The following is a 17,558-nucleotide window of genomic DNA, read 5'->3' as shown; positions in this document are numbered from 1 at the left end:
ATGAGGGCTGCTAGCGGCGCGACAGCAGCGCGAACAGGAAGCCTACTCCCGCCGCAATCGCCAGCGACGTCACCGGCTTTTCGCGAACGCTGGCTATCAACTGCGCTTCCAAATCCTGAGCACTTCCGCGCATGCTTTCGAACGCTGCCTCGCCGTGCGCGCGCAGCTGCTCGACGCCTTCGGCGGCCGCGCGGCGCGCTGCCCCGTAACTGTCGTCCCGGGTCTTGGCCAATTGCCTGGTGAGCTCTTCGATATCGGCCTTCAACTGCCGGATGTCGGCTTCGAGGTCGGCGCTGGGGGGAGTATCTGTTGCGGATCTGCCTGCGGCGGTCGCCATTGCGTAACTCCTTAAGTTTGCTTCCATTTCAACGCTTGGCCGAGACCGGGGTTCCGTTCTGCCGGTCGTCGTCAGATGAGCGGTCTGCGCTCCTCACCCAAACCTTGCCAGCCGGCCAACTCCGTCAGCCCCTCATGGCTGATAACCTCGCAACCACCGTCACGCCAAATGAGCAGCTTACGGTCCATCAGCTTGCGGATCGTCTTGTTGGTATGCACCAGCGACAGGCCGAGCGTATCGGCGATATGCTGCTGCGTGATCGGGATCTGCACCGGCCGCTTGCCGTTAAGGCCTGCGCCCCGGGCACGGCTGGAGATGAAGGCGACAAGATAGGCGGTGCGCTCCAGCGCGGAACGGCGACCGATGCTCAGCAGGTTTTCATCGAGCATGCGCTCCTCGCGCGACGCCATCCAGGTGATGTCATAGGCCAGGCCCGGGTAGTTACGGTAAAGCTCGTGCAATTGGTCGCGCTCGAAGACACACAGCAGCATCGGCGACAAGGCCTCGACGGAATGCTGCATCTCGCCCATTAGGCTGCCTTGCAGGCCGATGAGATCGCCGGGCATGGAATAGTTGAGGATTTGCCGCCGCCCGTCGGGCAACAGCTTGTAGCGGAATGCCCAGCCTGAAAGTATGGTGTAGAGATGCGCGCTGTGGCTGCCTTCGACCAGCACGGCCGCCCCCTTGTCGACCGCAAGCTCTCCTTTCTTGAACCCGCTGACGAACAACAGCTCCTGGCTCTCGAATTCGCGAAAGACTGGCAACGGCCGCAACGGGCATTTGCCGCAAGGATATTGGCGGTTGACAAGGGAATATGCGCTCTGGCTGGACATTTCGACCCCTCTTCGAAACCCCTGCCCCGATAGGGCGAATACAAACGCTTCACCCGGACCGAGGTTCCGCCGCTCACGCAATACATCGCCGGTCATGTCTTTTTTAAATGACAGAGCGCCAAATACCGCGCATGACTGCAGCCTTATAGGAGTCGCCGCCACGTGCCCCCATTGCTAGACGGATTGCGCATCCTGGTCTTGGAAGACGAATTCCTGATAGCGATGGATGTCGAGCAACTATGCCGCGACCAAGGGGCAGCCGAGGTCACGATTGTTGGCGACTTGGCTGAAATCGACCTGCGGGATGGGTTTTCCTGGTTCGACGCCGCTATCGTCGACCTGATGCTCGGCGGCACCTCGACACTCGACTTCGCAGAGCGGCTGCGCAGCGGCGGCATTCCATTCGTCTTCGCGTCGGGCTACTCCGACGCCGAGGATCTCGAGGGCTCTTTTCCCGAGATTAAGCTGGTCACCAAGCCCTACTCGGGCGACGATCTGATCCAGGCCCTGGCGCGCGCCTGCAGGCGTGCGAAAGCGGCGTGACGACGTAGCGTCGAAAAAGCCGGAGGTCGGTGTCAGGCGGCGTTGGATCCTGTTACCTGCGCCGAGATCGCATCGGGGCCGTATTCGTCCTCGCCAGAAATCTTCAGGATGTCCTGCAGCCGGGCGCGCGCGCGGCTGACCCGGCTCTTGATCGTGCCCACCGCGCAGCCGCAGATCTCCGCCGCCTCTTCGTAGGAAAAGCCGGACGCGCCGATCAGGATAATGGCTTCGCGCTGATCCTCCGGCAGCTGCTCCAGCGCGCCGCGGAAATCCTTGAGGTCGAGCTGGCCATGCTGGGCCGGGTGGACGGCGAGCCTGGCGGTCATGATGCCGTCGCTGTCCTGCACCTCGCGGCCGCGCTTGCGCATCTGCGAATAGAATTCGTTGCGCAGGATGGTGAACAGCCAGGCCTTGAGGTTGGTGCCCGGCTGGAAACTCTCATGTTTGTCCCACGCCTTGACCAGGGTTTCCTGGACGAGGTCGTCCGCCTTGTCGGCATTCTGCGTCAGCGACACCGCAAAGGCGCGCAGGCTTGGGATCGCGCCGAGCAGCTCGGTCTTGAAGCTCTGGGAGACCGCCGCCATGTCTCAGTCCTTTTTCTCGGCGGGTTCGGCCTTTTCCAGCTGGCTGAGCAACTGAGCGAATCGATCCGGCACCTGATCGGAGACCAGCTCGTCGTAATATTGCTTGAGTTTGCGGGCGATTTCGGAGTTCGGTCCGAGCGGACTGCTACCCCCGTTCCGGTGCCTGCTCGGGGCGCCAGTTATTGAATTCTTTGACATTTCTTTCATGTTTGCCCTAAGTCCCAGCACCTGAAACCGCTTTAAAACCATAGATCACGACGCAAGCGGCACCCTTGTCTGGTTGCCCATCCCAAAGCCGGAAACGCCCGCTTCCTAATTTAGTTCCCTGCCCGGCGGAACTTTTTCAGAAAGCCGACGTTGGTTTTGCCGGGACTTCCAGTGAGTCTAGCCTTTGCAATGCAACAACGTCATCTGAGGGAGACGTCAAATATGAGCCTGTCCGCAACCATCGCTCCTCACCTGCCTTTCCTCCGCCGTTTCTCACGCGCCGTGTCGGGATCGCAGGAAAGCGGTGACGCCCTGGTTGCTGCGATGCTGGAGGCCATCATCGCCGACACCGAAGTTTTCCCCAAGGCATCGAGCGATCGCATTGCGCTGTACAAGGTCTTTGCCAGACTTTTCACTTCGATTGCGATCCGCGTGCCGCAAGAGCATGCGCAGACAGCTTGGGAGCAGCGGGCGGCCGCCAATCTGAACGCAATCGCGCCGCGGCCGAGGCAGGCTTTCCTGCTGGTCGCCGTAGAGGGTTTCAGCGAGGATGAAGCCGCGGAAATCCTCGATGCCGACGAACAGGAGTTCTCCGAATTGCTTGCCCAGGCAAGCAGCGAGATTTCTCGCCAGGTCGCGACCGACGTGCTGATCATCGAGGACGAGCCGCTGATCGCCATGGACATCGAGGAGATGGTCGAAAGCCTCGGCCATCGCGTTGTCGGCACCGCCCGCACGCACGCCGAGGCGGTCGCCGTTTTCGGCAAGACGCGTCCGAAAATGGTGCTGGCCGACATCCAGCTCGCCGATGGCAGTTCGGGCATAGAGGCGGTCAACGAGATCTTGTCCTCGACGCCGGTGCCGGTGATCTTCATCACCGCTTTCCCTGAGCGCCTGTTGACCGGCGAGCGTCCCGAACCGGCGTTTCTGGTGACCAAGCCCTTCAATCCAGACATGGTGAAGGCCCTGATCAGTCAGGCGCTGTTCTTCGACCGCCAGGCGAAAGCCGCGGCCTGACCGCAGCAACGTCCGATCATTGAGCTCTCGTGAGAGGCGCCAGCGCCTCGCACGATGCGGCGCGGAGTCCCATCCGTGAAGCGTTTTCAGGGGATCGTCTTTTTCCGCAAATGGTGGAACAAACGCCATCCAGCCACGTTTTTTCCAGGACGTTAGAAGGAGAGATATCATGCTGTACTGGGCGCTCGTTTTTCTTGTGGTCGCGATCATCGCCGGCGCGCTTGGGTTCGGCGGCATCGCCGGCACGTCGGCTGGCATCGCGCAGATATTGTTCTTCGTCTTCCTTGCTTTCCTGGTGATCTCACTCATCGCCGGCCTCGTCAGGAGAACCTGACCAGGGGAGTGCCGAACACTGGAAGCCGCACCCCTCAAACGGTTTCCAGCCACCGCCGGGCGATGTCCCCCAAAAGGATGTCGTCCGGCGGACCGCTTTTGGGCAGCATAAGCGTCAGCAGGTCAAGACCGGGGCAGCAATCCTCGTAAGCCGTTCGCGCCTGGATGCGGGAAATATCGAATGCGTTCCAAGGCCTCAGAGAAGGACTATACGCAAGAGCGCAGCGACGAAGTGATCGCGATGCATCCGGCGGAAAGCGGGATGCAGGTGGGGCGCGCGCTGCTCCACGCGCTCCACAATGCTGGAATTTCGGTCCTCTACCAGGATCGTGAAATGAAGACCGTCTGGGCGCGCAACATGCGCGCCCCGTGGGCCTGCGAGACGGCCGAGGGCAAGGGTGGGCTTTCCCCCGCGCAGTCCGAGCGCATAGGCGCAGCCAAGCGCAAGGTGATTGAAACCGGCAACCCGGATCGCCTCGAGCTCGGCATTTCCGACAGTGACGGCGTGCGCTGGTTCCATGTCTGGATCGATGCCGATCGCAGCGACTCCGGCGAGGTTCAGGGCGTCGTCACCACCATGGTCGAGACGACGGAGCAGAAGCGCCGCGAGCAGACGCTGAAGACGCTGCTGCGGGAGGTCAGCCATCGCTCGAAGAATCTTCTGGCCATCATCCAGAGCATAGCCACCCAGACCGGACGCTACTCGGAGACGCTCGGCGATTTCCTGACGCACTTTCGCGGCCGCATCCAGTCGCTCGCCTCGTCTCAGGATCTGGTGACATCCTCCAACTGGCGGGGAGCGGCGCTTCGTGAGCTCGTGTCCGGCCAGGTCGGCCGCTATAGCGCCGATCCAAGTCGCAGCCTGCGTTTCGATGGGGAGAACCCTTACCTCAATCCGAACGCTGCCCTTCATATCGGACTGGCCATGCACGAGCTGGCCGTGAATTCGGCAAGTTACGGCGCCCTGTCGCAGCCTGACGGACGGATCAGGGTAAGCGCCAGGATCGCGGCCGGCAGCGAGTCTTCGCCTGGCCTTTTGCTGATTTGGACAGAAAGGATCGGCGCCGGTCGGCGAACCGAAAATCGTTTTGGCAGCGTCGCCCTCGAACGCGTCGTGCCGACGTCGCTGAACGGCTCCGCCAGTCTCGATATCGACGACGATCGTCTCGAATATCGCCTGACCATCCCGCGCGGCAATTTCGAGATAGAATGACAACCACGTCCCGGGGCAACGGTCAGCCGCCGGAGAGGCGTTTAACCTGCTGTTCACCATAAAATCCGATTGTGTTCCCCGGCAGAAGCAACTCCAGGATAGCGCGCAATGCCCTTCCGAGTTGCGTAAACCTTGGAGTGGATCGGCGATCCCGTGAGGAGCTGAACCGCTCGCGACGCATCAAACCCAGCCGCGCAATCACACCGCGATTTGGGAGGAACCGAATGATGATTGCCGATATGAACAGGCTGGAGCGGGCCGCCCGCGTCTCGATGGGCGGCTTCCAGGACGCCGAAGCACCGCCCTCGCCCCGTTCCTCCCATCCATCGCTTCGCCTCGGCGCCGTCGCGCTTGTTGCTGCTCTCGTGCTGGCGATGGCCTGGCAACTGGCCTGATCTTTCCAATCGAGCAGCCGGCCGGCGCCAAGGCACGCGCCATTGCGCGCCGACTCCGCCGAGCAGGAACTTTTGAGCGGCAACAATCGTTCTTTGCGGCGGGAGGATTCGACCCGTGGAACACATCGCCGCCTTGCTCCTCGTCATTGGCTGCTCGGACACCATGACCGATTGCCGCGAACTGTCGGTGCCGGTCAGCGTCTTCGAGACTTTCGAGGCTTGCATCGCCGAACGGCCGTTTGCGCTGGGCGACCTGCAGGGGCGCACGCCGCGTGTCAAGGGCGAGTGCCTTGCCGTCGATCCGGCACTTGAAGACGACTATGATCAACTGCTGTGGACCGTGCGTCCCGACGGCAGGCTCGTCGCGTCGCTGGAAACTTCCGGCGCGCTTGTCGCGTCAAACGGCGCACGCCCGTAAGACACTCTCTTCAGCAATAACAAGATCGGGCAGGCAAAGCCCGTTTTTTCGTGCTAAACGGCGGTTGGCACTGCCAAAAGTGAGGACAAAATTAAGGAGCAATTTATGCGGAAAATGATCATTGCCATGGTTGCCGTGGTCGCCGTCAGCGGCTGCACCACGACCGAGCAGGATGTCGTCGGGGGCGGCTTGATCGGCGCCGGCGTCGGCGGCCTGGTCGGCGGCGGCAGGGGCGCGCTGATCGGCGCGGCTGTGGGCGCCGGGTCCGGCCTGTTGGTTCGCAACCTGCGCAATGGCTATTGCATATATCGCCACGCTGACGGCACGAGATATAAGGCCCGCTGCAACTGATTTTCCGCGAGACACAGTCATCTACCCGGGGGCCGACCAGCGGTCCCGGGTAGATCGTTGTTAGACCCTGACTGACAGGCGCTCAGCCTGGCAGGGGTATTCGGATTTCCACCTTAAGCCCGTCGGCCCGGTAGTCGCGCTTGATCGTACCGCGCAATTCTCGCGTGACATTGAGATCGATCAGCTTGGTGCCGAAACCGGTCTTTGCCGGCGGCTCCAGTTTCTTTTGCCCGGCCTCGCGCCAATCGAGCACCAGCGTCCGCTCCGGGCCACGTCCTTCGACCCGCCAATCGACCTTCAGGGCGCCCACCGAGTTGCCGGCCTCGCCATATTTCAGCGCGTTGGTGGCAAGCTCGTGAAAGGTCAAGCCAAGCGCCTGCGTCGTCGTCTCGTCAAGCAGCACTTCCGGCCCCGACAATATGCCTTCGGAAAGCTCTTTGCCGAACACCTGCCCAAGCTCGGTGCGCAGCAGGTCGCCGAGGTCCGCCTTCTGCCAGCGCGAGCGTGTCAGCATATCCTGCGAGGCAGCCATCGCCTGCAGCCGCGCCGAGAATGATGCCGAGAACTCCTTCACGTCCGTGGCCTGCGAAGCAGTCTGCCGCGCGATCGCCAGCACCCTGGTGATCGAGTTCTTGATGCGGTGCTTCATCTCCTGCAGGATCAGCTCCTTTTCCAGCAGGCTCTTCTCCGTCGCCTCATGCAGCAGCGACTTCGCCTCGTAGGCGCGCTCCTGATAGCGGGCCACCAAGGCGATCGCCCCGGCGAGCAGCAGGCCGAACAGACCGAGCATCACGGGAATAGCGCGCGAGGAAGGCAGCGCGAAAGCGCTCGTCGGCCGAAACAGGACAGTCCAGGGTCGGCCGGCCACGACGATATCCCGGCGCGCCAGCAGCTTTCCGCCGAGCGATTCGGCCGGCGGCGCCTCCGACCGGAACAGGAGATTGCCGGCACCCGGCTGGCCGTCGAAGATTTCGACGTTGACCGGCAGCAGCGGAGCCTTGCTGAGCGCCACCTGGAACAAATCGCGTGCGCGGAAGGAGGCGTAGAGGAAGCCGGCGGTCGAGGAGCGGCTGGCATTGATGACGTCCGGGGCCGTTTCCACGTTCAGCCGCACGAAGACCAGGAATCCGGGGAAGGTCTGCTCCAGCCCCTGTCCCTGGCCAAGTTGAACGAGCCCACTGGCGTGCTGCCGGTCGTCGGCCATGGCCTTCTCGATTGCCGTCCGCCGTGCCGGGTCGCTGAACATGTCGAAGCCGATGATCGACTGGTTGGAGGTATCGAGCGGCTCGAAAAGCACGATGGGCGTGCGCCATTGCTGCTGCGTGATGGCCGGATAGACCGGGTGGGCCGAACCGCGAGCGCGCAGGATGTCGCGCTCGAGCTTGGCCTCGTCGCCGGTCTTGGCCAGCCTCAGGAAGCCGATGCCGCGCAGTCCGGCGAAGTTGTCGTCGATGTCGAGCGCGGTGAGGAAGGCCTTGAACTCGCCGCGCGTGATATCGCCGTTACGAGCATCGAACAGCGCCTGGGTCGAGCGCAGCAGCGACAGATGCAGGTCGATGCGGCTCTCGATGCGGTTGAGCGCATCGTCGGCGGTTCCCTCGAACTTGATGCGTGCCGCCTCCTGGGTCGCGAAATAGGCGAACCCCGCCATCGTCAGGCTGATCAGCGCGACGGCGATGAAGGCGACGATCGGGAAAAGCTTTTTCAATGCAGGGTGCGGCCCATGGATGGTTGGCCACCTTTATGGGCAAGTCTCCGCGCCAATACAATGGCAAGGCCAACCCAACGCCGCGATTGGCTCATCAAACAAGTCGCAAATTAGCCAACCAATTTATGGTCTTAGGCCGCGATTTTCAGCGCTCCCGGGCCTGGCATGGCGCCCGGCGGGCACTTGCCCAGAATGATCATGCCGAGCACCTCGTCCTGAGTCACGTCGCTGGTGCGCGCCGTACCGACGACCTGGCCGTTCTTCATGACGCAGACCCTGTCCGCCAGCTCGAACACGTCATGGATGTCGTGGCTGATCAGGAAGATGCCGATGCCGTCGGCCTTGAGTTGCCGCACCAGTTCGCCGACCTGGGCCGTCTCCTGGGGGCCGAGCGCTGCCGTCGGCTCGTCCATGATCAGGATTCGCGCGTTGAACAGGATCGCGCGCGCGATCGCCACCGACTGCCTCTGTCCGCCGGACAGCTTGATCACCGGCTCCTTGAAGCGCTGGAAGCGCGGATTGAGCCGGCCCATCACCTTGCGTGCTTCGGCCTCCATGGCGACGTCGTCGAGGGTGCCCCAGGCGGTCATCAACTCGCGGCCGAGGAACAGATTGGCGGCGGCGTCGACATTGTCGGCAAGCGCCAGCGTCTGATAGATCGTCTCGATGCCGTATTTCTTGGCGTCGCGCGGGTTGGAGATTGCTGCCTCCTCGCCATTGACGAAGATCTGACCGGCATCGCGCTTGTAGGCACCGGACAGTATCTTGATCAGCGTCGACTTGCCGGCGCCGTTATGGCCGAGCAGCGCCACCACTTCGCCGGGGAAGAGATCGATGGAGGCGTCGTCGACGGCGCGAATGCCGCCGAAGGCGATCGAGATGTTGCGCATGTCGACCAGCGCGGCGCCGGCGGGAGCGTTCTCGTCTGCCATGATGCTGCCTCCTTCACACCCGCTTGCGGTAGATGGTGTCGAGCCAGACCGCGATGACCAGCACGGCGCCGACGACGATGCTTTGCAGCGGCGAATCGACGCCGAGAAGCACCATGCCGGACTGCAGCGACTGCATCAGCAGCGCCCCGAGCATAGCGCCGAGCACGGTTCCCGAGCCGCCGGCGAGCGAGGTGCCGCCGATGACCGCCGCGGCGATGACCAGGAGCTCGTCCAGCGTGCCGAGCGCATTGGTCGACGAATTCTGCCGCGCCGACGAGATCGCCGCGGCGATCGTCGCCAGCACACCCATGATCATGAACACCTTCATGGTGATCCAGCGCGTGTTGATGCCGGCAAGGTTGGCCGCTTCCGGATTGCCGCCGATGGCAAAGACATAGCGGCCGAAGCGAGTGCGCTTGGTGATGAAGGTCATGACGAGGCCGACGGCGATCGCCATCAGCACCGGAATGGCGATGCCGTGGGCGATGAACAGGCCGCCTTCGGGGACCGTGAGGTTGTTGGCGGCGGCGTAGCGGTTCACGATGCCGACCGGCCAGGGATAGGAATTGGCCAGCCACACCGCGCCCATGACGACCGCGCAGGTGACCGCGCCGAGCAGCGTCTCGGCCCAGATCGGACGCAGCGGGAAACGGAAGCGCTTGCGCTGCACCCTGCCGTTGAACAGCGCAAACACCACGGCAACACAGGCGACGGCGCCGACGATCCAGCTCCATTTGGCGCCGATCGAGCCGGCTGGTCCGCCGCCCATCAGCTGGAAGGTGGCGTCGAGCGGCGCCACCGTCTGGCCGCTGGTGACCCACCAGGCAGCACCGCGCCAGACCAGCAGCCCGCCAAGCGTCACGATGAAGGCCGGCACTTCGAGATAGGCGATGACGAAGCCCTGGAAGGCGCCGATCAGCAGGCCGAGCGCCAGGCCGATCAACAGTGCCAGCACCCAGATCCAGGGATTGCCAAGCTCGAGCCCAACCATTCGCACCAGGAAATGCACTTGGGCAAAGCCCATGACCATGCCGATCAAACCCTCGGCGGATCCGACGGAGAGATCGATGTTGCGCATGACGATGACCAGCACCATGCCGGAAGCCATGATGGCCACGGCCGAGGTCTGCACCGACAGGTTCCACAGGTTGCGCGGCGTCAGGAACGTTCGGCTGTCGAAATCGAGTGGATTGACGCCGAGCCGCAGGCTCGAGATGACATGCAGGCCGATCCAGATGATCAGCAGCGCGCCGACCATGCCGAGCATGCGTGTGTCGAGCTCAGTCGCCGTGAGGAAGCGCCCGACGGTGCTCAGTTCGGAAGCCCGCGCGCGATCCGCCGCCGGGTTGGCCGGCGTATCAGAGGTCGTATCGGTCATGATCTCCTCCCACCGGCTTGCCGTCTGGCGCGGATGCCGGACCACGATGCTAGAGCAATTCCAGGAAAAGTGCGTAGCCGCCTGGAATTACGCACAAACAAACGGCTGGAGCAGTTCGGCGATCCTGCCGGACAGTGAACTGCCCCAATGGTCTCCGGCTTCAGTACGCCCGAAAGCCTTTGGAGAAACGCCGCGGCCCAACGGCCGCGGCGCTGCGTTTGAACCTGACGGCCAGCTTAGTTGCAGACCGCGACGCTGCCGGCGGCAACGCCCGCGCAGACTTCATCCTTCTTTATCCAACCCGCGTCGATGACGAGGTTGAGATTATCCTTGGTGATTGCGACCGGGGTCAGGAACAGCGACTTGACGGTGTTGCCGCCAGGCGTCGTGAAGTCCTTGGCGCCCGCGATGTCGGTCATCTTCTTGCCGTCGGCGAGCTGCGAGGCGATCTCGGCGGCGTGCTTGCCGAGCTCGCGCGCGTCCTTCCACACCGACACCGTCTGGGTGCCGAGCGCGATGCGGTTCAGCGCGGCATGGTCGCCGTCCTGGCCCGAGACCGGAACGGTGCCGGCCAGCCCTTGCGCCGTCAGCGCCGCGACGACGCCGCCGGCGGTGCCGTCATTGGCCGCCACCACCGCGTCGACCTTGTTGTCGTTGGCGGTCAGGAACTGCTCCATGTTCTTCTGCGCATTGGCGGGAAGCCAGCCATCGGTATAGGCCTCGCCGACATTCTTGATCTTGCCGCTGTCCATGGCTTCTTTCAGCACTTCCATCGAGCCGGAGAACAGGAAATCGGCGTTCGGGTCGGCGCCCGAGCCCTTGATGAAGACGTAATTGCCCTCGGGCTTGGCCTTGAACACCTCGCGGGCCTGCATGCGGCCGACTTCCTTGTTGTCGAAGGTCAGATAGAACACGTCCTTGTTCTCGATCAGGCGGTCGTAGCCGACGACCGGAATGCCTTCGTCGAGTGCCTTCTGCACCGCCGGTCCGATCGCCGAGGCGTCCTGCGCCAGGATGATCAGCGCATTGGCGCCCTGCGAGATCAGGCTTTCGACGTCGGTCAGCTGCTTGCCTGGATTGGACTGTGCGTCGGCGGATATATACTTGTCGCCCGCGGCCTCGATCGCCTTCTTCATCGCCGCTTCGTCGGTCTTCCAGCGCTCTTCCTGGAAATTGGACCACGAAACGCCGATCACCTTGTCCTTCGCCTCGGCGACCGACGCCAACGTCAACGACATGGCGACGCCCGCCAGCATGGCGGCTGCGAATCTCTTCATGATATCCTCCCTGCGCCCCTCGCGGCGCGACCCAGATTGGCCCGAAGACCATGCAAAGGCTTTTTTTCGAGCCTCGAAAAAATACTGATCCAAGGCTAGGGCGCTGTCAACTGCAATTCTGACGGTTTTTGACGTGTCGCGTACTTTTTTTCGAGACCCGTAATAAATAATGACAGTGCCGACCGCTTCTGCCACTATCGGGGAACAGTTCGGAGGAGGCGCAGCCCGCGTCCACCGAAACTTGTAAAAACCCGGACGGTTCGGGTGCCGGCGTCCGGGTGAATCGATCTGGCGCGTCGCCGGGTCCTGTGCATGATCGAGAGGCCGCGCTGACTGGGAGGAGAAAAAATGTCGGTCGGAATCCGCCACGACGATCTGCGCCGGCGCAACCGCGCCATGGTGCTCTCGGCCTTGCGCCGGGCCGGCCAGCCGTCGCGCACGGAAATCGCCGCGACCACCGGGCTCAGCCATTCGACCATTTCGGCGATCTCTTCCGACCTGATCCAGGAAGGCATCCTGGCCGAGAGCAAGCCGAGCGAGACCGCGTCTCTGAAGCGCGGCCGGCCACAGGTGGGCCTCGCGCTCAAGCCTGAGGCGGCAGCGGTGGTAACGGTGGTGCTGTCGCTCAATTTCCTCTCGGTCGCCGTTATCGATTATGCGGGCCAGGTCATCGCCGAGGAGCAGCGCCGCCTCGATACGCTCACCATGCCGCGCGACGAGCTGATCGGCGAATGCTTGGCGATCGTGCGGCGCCGGCTGGACGATCCGGACCTCGACGTCGGCAGCGTCGCCCGCATCGCCATGGGCATCCAGGGCATCACCGATTCCCATGCCCGCGCCATGCTATGGTCGCCGATCACGCCGCTGACCGACATTCCCTTCGCCGACATCCTGGAAAAGGAATTCGGCATTCCGGCCACCATGGAAAACGACTGTAACATGATGGCGGTGGCGCTGCAGTGGCGCGATCCCGACCGCTATCGCGACAATTTCATCGCCATCCTGCTCTCGCACGGCATCGGCATGGGCCTGGTGCTGAAGGGCGAGCTGTTCACCGGCACGCATTCTTCCGGCGGCGAGTTCGGCCACATGATCCATCGTCCGGGCGGCGCGCTTTGCCGTTGCGGACGCCGCGGCTGCGTCGAAGCCTATGCCGGCAACTACGCCATCTGGCGCAGCGCCATGAAGATGAGCGAGAACGCCGAGCCGGTCGATGTCGGCGACGCCGACATGCGGGCGCTCGCGGCCAAGGCGCGCGAGACGGATGGCCCGGAGCGCGAGGCCTATCGCCGGGCCGGGGAGGCGCTGGGCTTCGGCCTCGGCAGCCTGTTCGCGCTGATCGACCCAGCGCCGGTCGCCATGGTCGGCGTCAGCGCCGCCGCCTTCGACCTGATCGAGCCGGCGCTGCGCGAGGCGATCGGCCAGACTGCCGGTGGCCAGCATTCAAATTCGATCTCCTTCGATACTGAGCCGAACGAATTGCCGCTGATCCGCGAGGGCTGCGCCATGCGCGCGCTGACCTTCGTCGACCAGGAGATTTTCGCCCCGGGCGTGCAGGCAAGAGCGGGCAAGAACGTGGCCTGAGCAGCTTCGATAGCGATCGTTGGCTTCTGTGGGTCCTGCAGACGCCGGAGATTAGCGAAGGCCCCGCAGCTTCGTCATTCCAGGGCGGAGCAGGAGCGAAGCTCCGTCGCGGAGACCCTGGAATCCATGCCATTACCTCAATCGTCGGATGAGCGGAGCAGAATTTCTGCACCGCCGCGGCGCGTGGAAGTCGCGTGGATCGTCGGGTCTGCGCCGCGTCGCGACGCTTCGTGCTCCGCCCGTGGACGGCGAAGCACCAGCGTCTCGATAACCCGCCAGCGCAGATAGAACCCGTCAGACCTTCGGTGCCCTGGATCTAGTCTTCCCTGATCGCGTAGCCCGCCCCGCGAATGGTGCGGATCACATCGGGCATCCGGCCGTTGTTGACCGCCTTGCGCAGGCGTCCGACATGCACGTCCACGGTGCGCTCGTCGATATAGATCGTCTCGCCCCAGACATTGTCGAGCAGCTGGCTGCGCGAGAACACCCGGCCGGGATGCCGCATCATGAATTCCAGCAGCCTGAACTCGGTCGGGCCGAGCCGGATCTCGCTCTTCTTGCGGTAGACGCGATGCGATTCGCGATCGAGCACGATGTCGCCGACCTTGAGCACGCTGGACAGCACCTCCGGCTTGGCGCGGCGCAGCAGCGCCTTGACCCTGGCCATGAATTCCGGCGTCGAGAACGGCTTGACCAGATAGTCGTCGGCGCCGGTCGAGAGGCCGCGCACCCTGTCGCTTTCCTCGCCGCGCGCGGTCAGCATGATGATCGGCAGGCGTTCGGTCTCGGGCCGCATCCTGAGGCGCCGGCAAAGCTCGATGCCGGACACCGCCGGCACCATCCAGTCGAGCACCAGAAGGTCGGGCACATTCTCCTGCAGGCGGATCTCGGCCTCGTCGCCGCGCGTCACCACCTCGACCTGATAGCCCTCGGATTCGAGGTTGTAGCGGAGCAGCACCCCCAGCGGTTCCTCGTCCTCCACCACCATGATGCGTGGCGCGATCATTTAGCAGGCACCTTCGCTGTCAGGCCGCCGGCGCCGACATCGCCGTCTCGTCCTGCTTAGGACGATTCGCAGGCAATTGCGTGCCGGTCAGCACATAGTAGGCGTTCTCGGCGATGTTGGTGACGTGGTCGCCTATGCGCTCCAGATTCTTGGCGCAGAACAACAGATGCGTGCAAGCCGTGATGTTGCGCGGATCCTCCATCATGTAGGTCAGGAGCTCGCGGAAGACGGAGGTGTATTTGACGTCGATGCGCTCGTCGTCGTTGCGGAGCTTGGCGAGCGCCGTGGCGTCGCCGGCCGTGTATTCCTCGATCACGCCCTGCACTTGGATCAGCACCAGCTGCGCCATCGAATCGATGGAGTGCGAAAGGTCGCGCGGCGCGGCGCTGATGCCGACCGAGCCGACGCGCTTAGCGATGTTCTTGGCAAGGTCGCCGATGCGCTCGAGATCGCCGGCCATCCGGATGGCGCCAACGACGCTGCGCAGGTCGTCGGCCATCGGCTGGCGTTTGGCGATCAGCGTGATGGCGCGATCGTCGAGCTCGCGCTGGCGCGCGTCCATGATGGCATCGTCGGAGACCACGCGCTGCGCCAGCGCGTTGTCGGAATTCAGCAGAGCCTTGGTCGACGCGCCGACCATCGAGCCGGCAAGATCGCCCATGTCGCGGATGAGCTGGCTGATCTGCCTCAGATCCTCGTCGAAGGAAGCGACCGTATGGGCCATGGTTATGTCCTCGTATGAACTCAGCCGAAGCGGCCGGTGATGTAGTCCTGCGTGCGCTTCTCGCGGGGCGAGGTGAAAATCTTTTCGGTCCGGTCGAATTCGATCAGCTCGCCGAGATACATGAACGCCGTCTGCCGCGAGACGCGCGCCGCCTGCTGCATGTTGTGGGTGACGATCACGATCGTGTAGTCGGCCTGCAGCTCGTCGATCAGCTCCTCGATCTTGGCGGTCGAGAGCGGATCGAGCGCCGATGCCGGCTCGTCCAGCAGGATGACCTCCGGCTTCACCGCCACCGTGCGGGCGATGCAGAGCCGCTGCTGCTGGCCGCCCGAAAGGCTCTGGCCGCTGGCGTTGAGCTTGTCCTTGACCTCGTTCCACAGCGCGGCGCGCTTCAGCGCCTGTTCGACGCGATTGTCCATCTCGGCCTTGCTTATCTTCTCATACAGCCTGACGCCGAAGGCGATGTTCTCGTAGATCGACATCGGGAACGGCGTCGGCTTCTGGAACACCATGCCGATCTTGGTCCTGAGCAGGTTGAGGTCCTGCGAGCGGTCGAGGATGTTCTTGCCGTCGAGCAGCACCTGGCCTTCGGCGCTCTGCTTCGGGTAGAGCTCGTAGATGCGGTTGAGCACGCGCAGCAGCGTCGACTTTCCGCAGCCCGAAGGTCCGATGAAGGCGGTGACGCTGCGCTCGGGCAGCGACAGGTTGATGTCCTTCAGCGCCTTCGACTGGCCATAGTAGAAGTTGAGGTTCTTGACTTCGATCTTGGCCTTCTCGGCGGTCGTCTCGGCTACGTTCAGGTCGGTGGACAACATCGGTTTCATCTGTCCTCTCTGCGTCCGGTAAGGCTGCGGGCGAAGATGCTCAGCCCGAGAACCGTCAGGGTGATTATCAGTGCGCCCGTCCAGGCCAGTTGCTGCCATTCCTCATAAGGGCTCAGCGCAAACTGGAAGATGGTCACCGGCAGGCTGGCCATCGGCGCGTTGAGATTGCTCGACCAGAACTGGTTGTTGAGCGCTGTGAAGAGCAGCGGCGCCGTCTCGCCCGAAATGCGGGCGATCGCCAGCAATATGCCGGTGACGATGCCGGACAATGCGGCGCGATAGGCGACCGAGCGGATCACCACCCAGCGCGGCGCGCCGATGGCGGTGCCAGCCTCGCGCAGCGCGTTGGGCACAAGGTTCAGCATGTCCTCGGTGGTGCGCACTACCACGGGGATCACCAGGATCGACAGCGCCACCGCGCCGGCGATCGCCGAGAAATGACCCATCGGCCGCACCATCAGCTCGTAGACGAACAGGCCGACGATGATCGACGGCGCCGACAACAGGATGTCGTTGATGAAGCGCACCACCGTGGTGAGGCGCGAGAAGCGCCCGTACTCGGCCATATAGGTTCCGGCGAGCACGCCGATCGGCGTGCCGACGACGATGCCGATGACGGTCATCACGATGCTGCCGTAGATGGCGTTGAGCAGGCCGCCGGCGTCGCCGGGCGGCGGTGTCATTTGCGTGAACACCGAAAGCGAGAGCCCCGAGAGTCCCTTATAGAGAAGGGCGCCGAGGATCAGCGCCAGCCAGACGAGGCCAATGCCCGCCGCTATGGTGCAGAGCGCCATCATCACGGCGTTCTTGCGCTTGCGGCTTCGGTGGAGCGATGCGACTGTCGACATCGGTCAGGCTCCCGTGCGGCTATCGATGCGCAACAGCATGTAGCGTGCGAGCGCGAGGATGATGAAGGTGATGATGAACAGGATCAGTCCGAGCGCCACCAGTGAGGACGTGTAAAGCTCGCCGTCGGCTTCGGTGAATTCGTTGGCGATGGTCGCCGAGATCGTCGTGCCGGGCGCAAACAGCGAGGCGCTGATGCGGTGCGCGTTGCCGATGACGAAGGTGACGGCCATCGTCTCGCCGAGCGCGCGGCCAAGACCGAGCATGACGCCGCCCATGATGCCGACCCGCGTATAGGGGATGACCACACGCCGGGTCACTTCCCAGGTCGTGCAGCCGATGCCGTAGGCCGATTCCTTCAGCACCGCTGGCACCGTGTCGAACACGTCCTTGGTGATCGAGGTGATGAAGGGCAGCACCATGATGGCCAGGATCAGCGACGACGTCAGCAGGCCGATGCCGTAGGGCGGACCGGCAAACAGGCTGGCGAGACCCGGTATGCCGTGGAAAAGATTGATGATGAACGGCTGTACCGTCGTCTGCAGGAATGGCGCGAAGACGAACAGGCCCCAGATGCCGTAGATGATCGAGGGAATGCCGGCGAGCAGCTCGACCGCGATGCCGATCGGGCGCCTGAGCGGGCGCGGGCAGAGCTCGGTCAGGAAGACGGCGATGCCGATGCCGATCGGCACGGCAATGAGGATGGCGATGGCTGAGGTGACGACGGTGCCGTAGATGGGCGCGAGCGCGCCGAAATTCTCGGTCACCGGATTCCAGGATTCAGTGGTCAGGAAGGAGAAGCCGAACTTCGACAGCGCCTCCCACGAGCCGGCGATCAGCGAGACCGCGACGCCGCCCAGAAGAACCAGCACGAGTATGGCGGAGAGACGCGTGACCGTTCGGAAGATCGTGTCGGTCAGGGCGAAGCGGCGCACCGTCGCTTCCCTGGTCCGTATGGCGGACGATGTCACGGCTTCGGAAACGGCTGTCATTTCGCCCCTCGCATTTCGAAAGAGACAGGAGGGCGCTGGAGGCGCCCTCCTTATTC

21 protein-coding genes are annotated in these 17,558 nt (G+C 63.5%); 8 read left to right on the top strand and 13 right to left on the bottom strand.

The window, feature by feature from the left end; translation table 11 throughout:
- Nucleotides 1-10: 10 nt before the first annotated feature.
- Together CK215_RS12115 and CK215_RS12110 are read right to left on the bottom strand one after the other, a co-directional pair.
- Nucleotides 11-337: a DUF883 family protein gene (locus CK215_RS12115; RefSeq protein WP_095778215.1), complete on the bottom strand. Its 327-nt coding sequence runs from the start codon at nucleotides 335-337 to the stop codon at nucleotides 11-13.
- Nucleotides 338-408: 71 nt separating this feature from the next.
- Nucleotides 409-1,170: a Crp/Fnr family transcriptional regulator gene (locus CK215_RS12110; protein WP_095831041.1), complete on the bottom strand. Its 762-nt coding sequence runs from the start codon at nucleotides 1,168-1,170 to the stop codon at nucleotides 409-411.
- Nucleotides 1,171-1,368: 198 nt separating this feature from the next.
- Here CK215_RS12110 and CK215_RS12105 point away from each other — a divergent pair, with 198 nt between their 5' ends.
- On the top strand, nucleotides 1,369-1,713 hold the full coding sequence (locus CK215_RS12105) for a response regulator (protein ID WP_348628594.1): 345 nt from the start codon (nucleotides 1,369-1,371) through the stop codon (nucleotides 1,711-1,713).
- Nucleotides 1,714-1,745: 32 nt separating this feature from the next.
- Here CK215_RS12105 and CK215_RS12100 read toward each other — a convergent pair whose 3' ends face one another.
- Nucleotides 1,746-2,297, bottom strand: coding sequence for an RNA polymerase sigma factor (locus tag CK215_RS12100; RefSeq protein WP_040973662.1), 552 nt, complete (start codon nucleotides 2,295-2,297; stop codon nucleotides 1,746-1,748).
- Nucleotides 2,298-2,300: 3 nt separating this feature from the next.
- A complete protein-coding gene (locus CK215_RS12095) occupies nucleotides 2,301-2,504 on the bottom strand; it encodes a NepR family anti-sigma factor (protein WP_067002232.1) in 204 nt (67 codons plus the stop codon).
- Nucleotides 2,505-2,726: 222 nt separating this feature from the next.
- On the opposite strand from CK215_RS12095, the gene CK215_RS12090 reads away from it, so the two are divergent.
- From CK215_RS12090 to CK215_RS12070, 6 genes are all read left to right on the top strand, one after another.
- The gene (locus tag CK215_RS12090) at nucleotides 2,727-3,521 is read left to right on the top strand and encodes a response regulator (protein WP_067002122.1); all 795 of its coding nucleotides are present in this window, start codon (nucleotides 2,727-2,729) and stop codon (nucleotides 3,519-3,521) included.
- Nucleotides 3,522-3,690: 169 nt separating this feature from the next.
- Nucleotides 3,691-3,855, top strand: coding sequence for a DUF1328 domain-containing protein (locus CK215_RS12085; RefSeq protein ID WP_067002119.1), 165 nt, complete (start codon nucleotides 3,691-3,693; stop codon nucleotides 3,853-3,855).
- Nucleotides 3,856-4,035: 180 nt separating this feature from the next.
- Nucleotides 4,036-5,067: a sensor histidine kinase gene (locus CK215_RS12080; protein ID WP_095831039.1), complete on the top strand. Its 1,032-nt coding sequence runs from the start codon at nucleotides 4,036-4,038 to the stop codon at nucleotides 5,065-5,067.
- 224 nt (nucleotides 5,068-5,291) lie between these two features.
- The gene (locus CK215_RS31295) at nucleotides 5,292-5,462 is read left to right on the top strand and encodes a hypothetical protein (protein ID WP_170950281.1); all 171 of its coding nucleotides are present in this window, start codon (nucleotides 5,292-5,294) and stop codon (nucleotides 5,460-5,462) included.
- 115 nt (nucleotides 5,463-5,577) lie between these two features.
- Nucleotides 5,578-5,880, top strand: coding sequence for a hypothetical protein (locus CK215_RS12075; protein WP_095778170.1), 303 nt, complete (start codon nucleotides 5,578-5,580; stop codon nucleotides 5,878-5,880).
- 105 nt (nucleotides 5,881-5,985) lie between these two features.
- Entirely contained in the window at nucleotides 5,986-6,231 is a 246-nt protein-coding gene (locus tag CK215_RS12070) for a YMGG-like glycine zipper-containing protein (protein ID WP_067002111.1), read from the top strand.
- Nucleotides 6,232-6,313: 82 nt separating this feature from the next.
- Here the strand turns inward: CK215_RS12070 and CK215_RS12065 are convergent, their stop codons facing one another.
- The 4 genes from CK215_RS12065 to xylF all read right to left on the bottom strand — a co-directional run bounded on the left by CK215_RS12065 (nucleotide 6,314) and on the right by xylF (nucleotide 11,526).
- Nucleotides 6,314-7,939: a CHASE domain-containing protein gene (locus CK215_RS12065; protein WP_095831038.1), complete on the bottom strand. Its 1,626-nt coding sequence runs from the start codon at nucleotides 7,937-7,939 to the stop codon at nucleotides 6,314-6,316.
- Between the two features lie 131 nt (nucleotides 7,940-8,070).
- A complete protein-coding gene (locus CK215_RS12060; RefSeq protein ID WP_095831037.1) occupies nucleotides 8,071-8,871 on the bottom strand; it encodes an ATP-binding cassette domain-containing protein in 801 nt (266 codons plus the stop codon).
- A gap of 13 nt (nucleotides 8,872-8,884) precedes the next feature.
- A complete protein-coding gene (locus CK215_RS12055) occupies nucleotides 8,885-10,249 on the bottom strand; it encodes a sugar ABC transporter permease (protein ID WP_095831128.1) in 1,365 nt (454 codons plus the stop codon).
- Nucleotides 10,250-10,485: 236 nt separating this feature from the next.
- The gene (gene xylF / locus CK215_RS12050; protein ID WP_095831036.1) at nucleotides 10,486-11,526 is read right to left on the bottom strand and encodes a D-xylose ABC transporter substrate-binding protein; all 1,041 of its coding nucleotides are present in this window, start codon (nucleotides 11,524-11,526) and stop codon (nucleotides 10,486-10,488) included.
- A 348-nt stretch (nucleotides 11,527-11,874) separates the two neighbouring features.
- Between xylF and CK215_RS12045 the strand changes: the two genes are divergently transcribed.
- Nucleotides 11,875-13,110, top strand: coding sequence for an ROK family transcriptional regulator (locus tag CK215_RS12045; protein ID WP_095831035.1), 1,236 nt, complete (start codon nucleotides 11,875-11,877; stop codon nucleotides 13,108-13,110).
- Nucleotides 13,111-13,426: 316 nt separating this feature from the next.
- Here the strand turns inward: CK215_RS12045 and phoB are convergent, their stop codons facing one another.
- The 5 genes from phoB to pstC are packed head-to-tail and all read right to left on the bottom strand — an operon-like array spanning nucleotide 13,427 to nucleotide 17,502.
- A complete protein-coding gene (gene phoB, locus CK215_RS12040) occupies nucleotides 13,427-14,116 on the bottom strand; it encodes a phosphate regulon transcriptional regulator PhoB (protein WP_010911896.1) in 690 nt (229 codons plus the stop codon).
- A gap of 19 nt (nucleotides 14,117-14,135) precedes the next feature.
- Nucleotides 14,136-14,840 carry a phosphate signaling complex protein PhoU gene (gene phoU / locus CK215_RS12035; RefSeq protein ID WP_095778163.1) on the bottom strand — a complete coding sequence of 235 codons (705 nt, stop codon included), beginning with the start codon at nucleotides 14,838-14,840 and terminating at the stop codon, nucleotides 14,136-14,138.
- A gap of 20 nt (nucleotides 14,841-14,860) precedes the next feature.
- On the bottom strand, nucleotides 14,861-15,664 hold the full coding sequence (pstB, locus tag CK215_RS12030; RefSeq protein ID WP_067002093.1) for a phosphate ABC transporter ATP-binding protein PstB: 804 nt from the start codon (nucleotides 15,662-15,664) through the stop codon (nucleotides 14,861-14,863).
- On the bottom strand, nucleotides 15,661-16,512 hold the full coding sequence (gene pstA / locus CK215_RS12025) for a phosphate ABC transporter permease PstA (RefSeq protein ID WP_095831034.1): 852 nt from the start codon (nucleotides 16,510-16,512) through the stop codon (nucleotides 15,661-15,663). The genes pstB and pstA overlap by 4 nt, the downstream gene beginning before the upstream one ends.
- 3 nt (nucleotides 16,513-16,515) lie before the next feature.
- Nucleotides 16,516-17,502 carry a phosphate ABC transporter permease subunit PstC gene (gene pstC / locus CK215_RS12020; RefSeq protein ID WP_067002087.1) on the bottom strand — a complete coding sequence of 329 codons (987 nt, stop codon included), beginning with the start codon at nucleotides 17,500-17,502 and terminating at the stop codon, nucleotides 16,516-16,518.
- Between the last annotated feature and the right edge of the window lie 56 nt (nucleotides 17,503-17,558).

It is taken from the genome of Mesorhizobium sp. WSM3864, assembly GCF_002294955.1.
GTDB lineage: Bacteria > Pseudomonadota > Alphaproteobacteria > Rhizobiales > Rhizobiaceae > Mesorhizobium.
The sequence above is the reverse complement of the archived record's forward strand: the minus strand, read 5'-3'. Positions and strand labels throughout refer to the sequence as shown.

Excerpts from the sequence above, each read along its gene's own strand:
- phoB (WP_010911896.1), bottom strand. The coding sequence starts at position 14,116 with ATGATCGCGCCACGCATCATGGTGGTGGAGGACGAGGAACCGCTGGGG.
- CK215_RS12085 (WP_067002119.1), top strand. The coding sequence starts at position 3,691 with ATGCTGTACTGGGCGCTCGTTTTTCTTGTGGTCGCGATCATCGCCGGC.
- pstC (WP_067002087.1), bottom strand. The coding sequence starts at position 17,502 with ATGACAGCCGTTTCCGAAGCCGTGACATCGTCCGCCATACGGACCAGG.
- CK215_RS12080 (WP_095831039.1), top strand. The coding sequence starts at position 4,036 with ATGCGTTCCAAGGCCTCAGAGAAGGACTATACGCAAGAGCGCAGCGAC.
- xylF (WP_095831036.1), bottom strand. The coding sequence starts at position 11,526 with ATGAAGAGATTCGCAGCCGCCATGCTGGCGGGCGTCGCCATGTCGTTG.
- phoU (WP_095778163.1), bottom strand. The coding sequence starts at position 14,840 with ATGGCCCATACGGTCGCTTCCTTCGACGAGGATCTGAGGCAGATCAGC.
- CK215_RS12115 (WP_095778215.1), bottom strand. The coding sequence starts at position 337 with ATGGCGACCGCCGCAGGCAGATCCGCAACAGATACTCCCCCCAGCGCC.
- CK215_RS12095 (WP_067002232.1), bottom strand. The coding sequence starts at position 2,504 with ATGAAAGAAATGTCAAAGAATTCAATAACTGGCGCCCCGAGCAGGCAC.
- CK215_RS12100 (WP_040973662.1), bottom strand. The coding sequence starts at position 2,297 with ATGGCGGCGGTCTCCCAGAGCTTCAAGACCGAGCTGCTCGGCGCGATC.
- pstA (WP_095831034.1), bottom strand. The coding sequence starts at position 16,512 with ATGTCGACAGTCGCATCGCTCCACCGAAGCCGCAAGCGCAAGAACGCC.
- CK215_RS12045 (WP_095831035.1), top strand. The coding sequence starts at position 11,875 with ATGTCGGTCGGAATCCGCCACGACGATCTGCGCCGGCGCAACCGCGCC.
- CK215_RS12110 (WP_095831041.1), bottom strand. The coding sequence starts at position 1,170 with ATGTCCAGCCAGAGCGCATATTCCCTTGTCAACCGCCAATATCCTTGC.
- CK215_RS12090 (WP_067002122.1), top strand. The coding sequence starts at position 2,727 with ATGAGCCTGTCCGCAACCATCGCTCCTCACCTGCCTTTCCTCCGCCGT.
- CK215_RS12070 (WP_067002111.1), top strand. The coding sequence starts at position 5,986 with ATGCGGAAAATGATCATTGCCATGGTTGCCGTGGTCGCCGTCAGCGGC.
- pstB (WP_067002093.1), bottom strand. The coding sequence starts at position 15,664 with ATGAAACCGATGTTGTCCACCGACCTGAACGTAGCCGAGACGACCGCC.
- CK215_RS12055 (WP_095831128.1), bottom strand. The coding sequence starts at position 10,249 with ATGACCGATACGACCTCTGATACGCCGGCCAACCCGGCGGCGGATCGC.
- CK215_RS31295 (WP_170950281.1), top strand. The coding sequence starts at position 5,292 with ATGATGATTGCCGATATGAACAGGCTGGAGCGGGCCGCCCGCGTCTCG.
- CK215_RS12060 (WP_095831037.1), bottom strand. The coding sequence starts at position 8,871 with ATGGCAGACGAGAACGCTCCCGCCGGCGCCGCGCTGGTCGACATGCGC.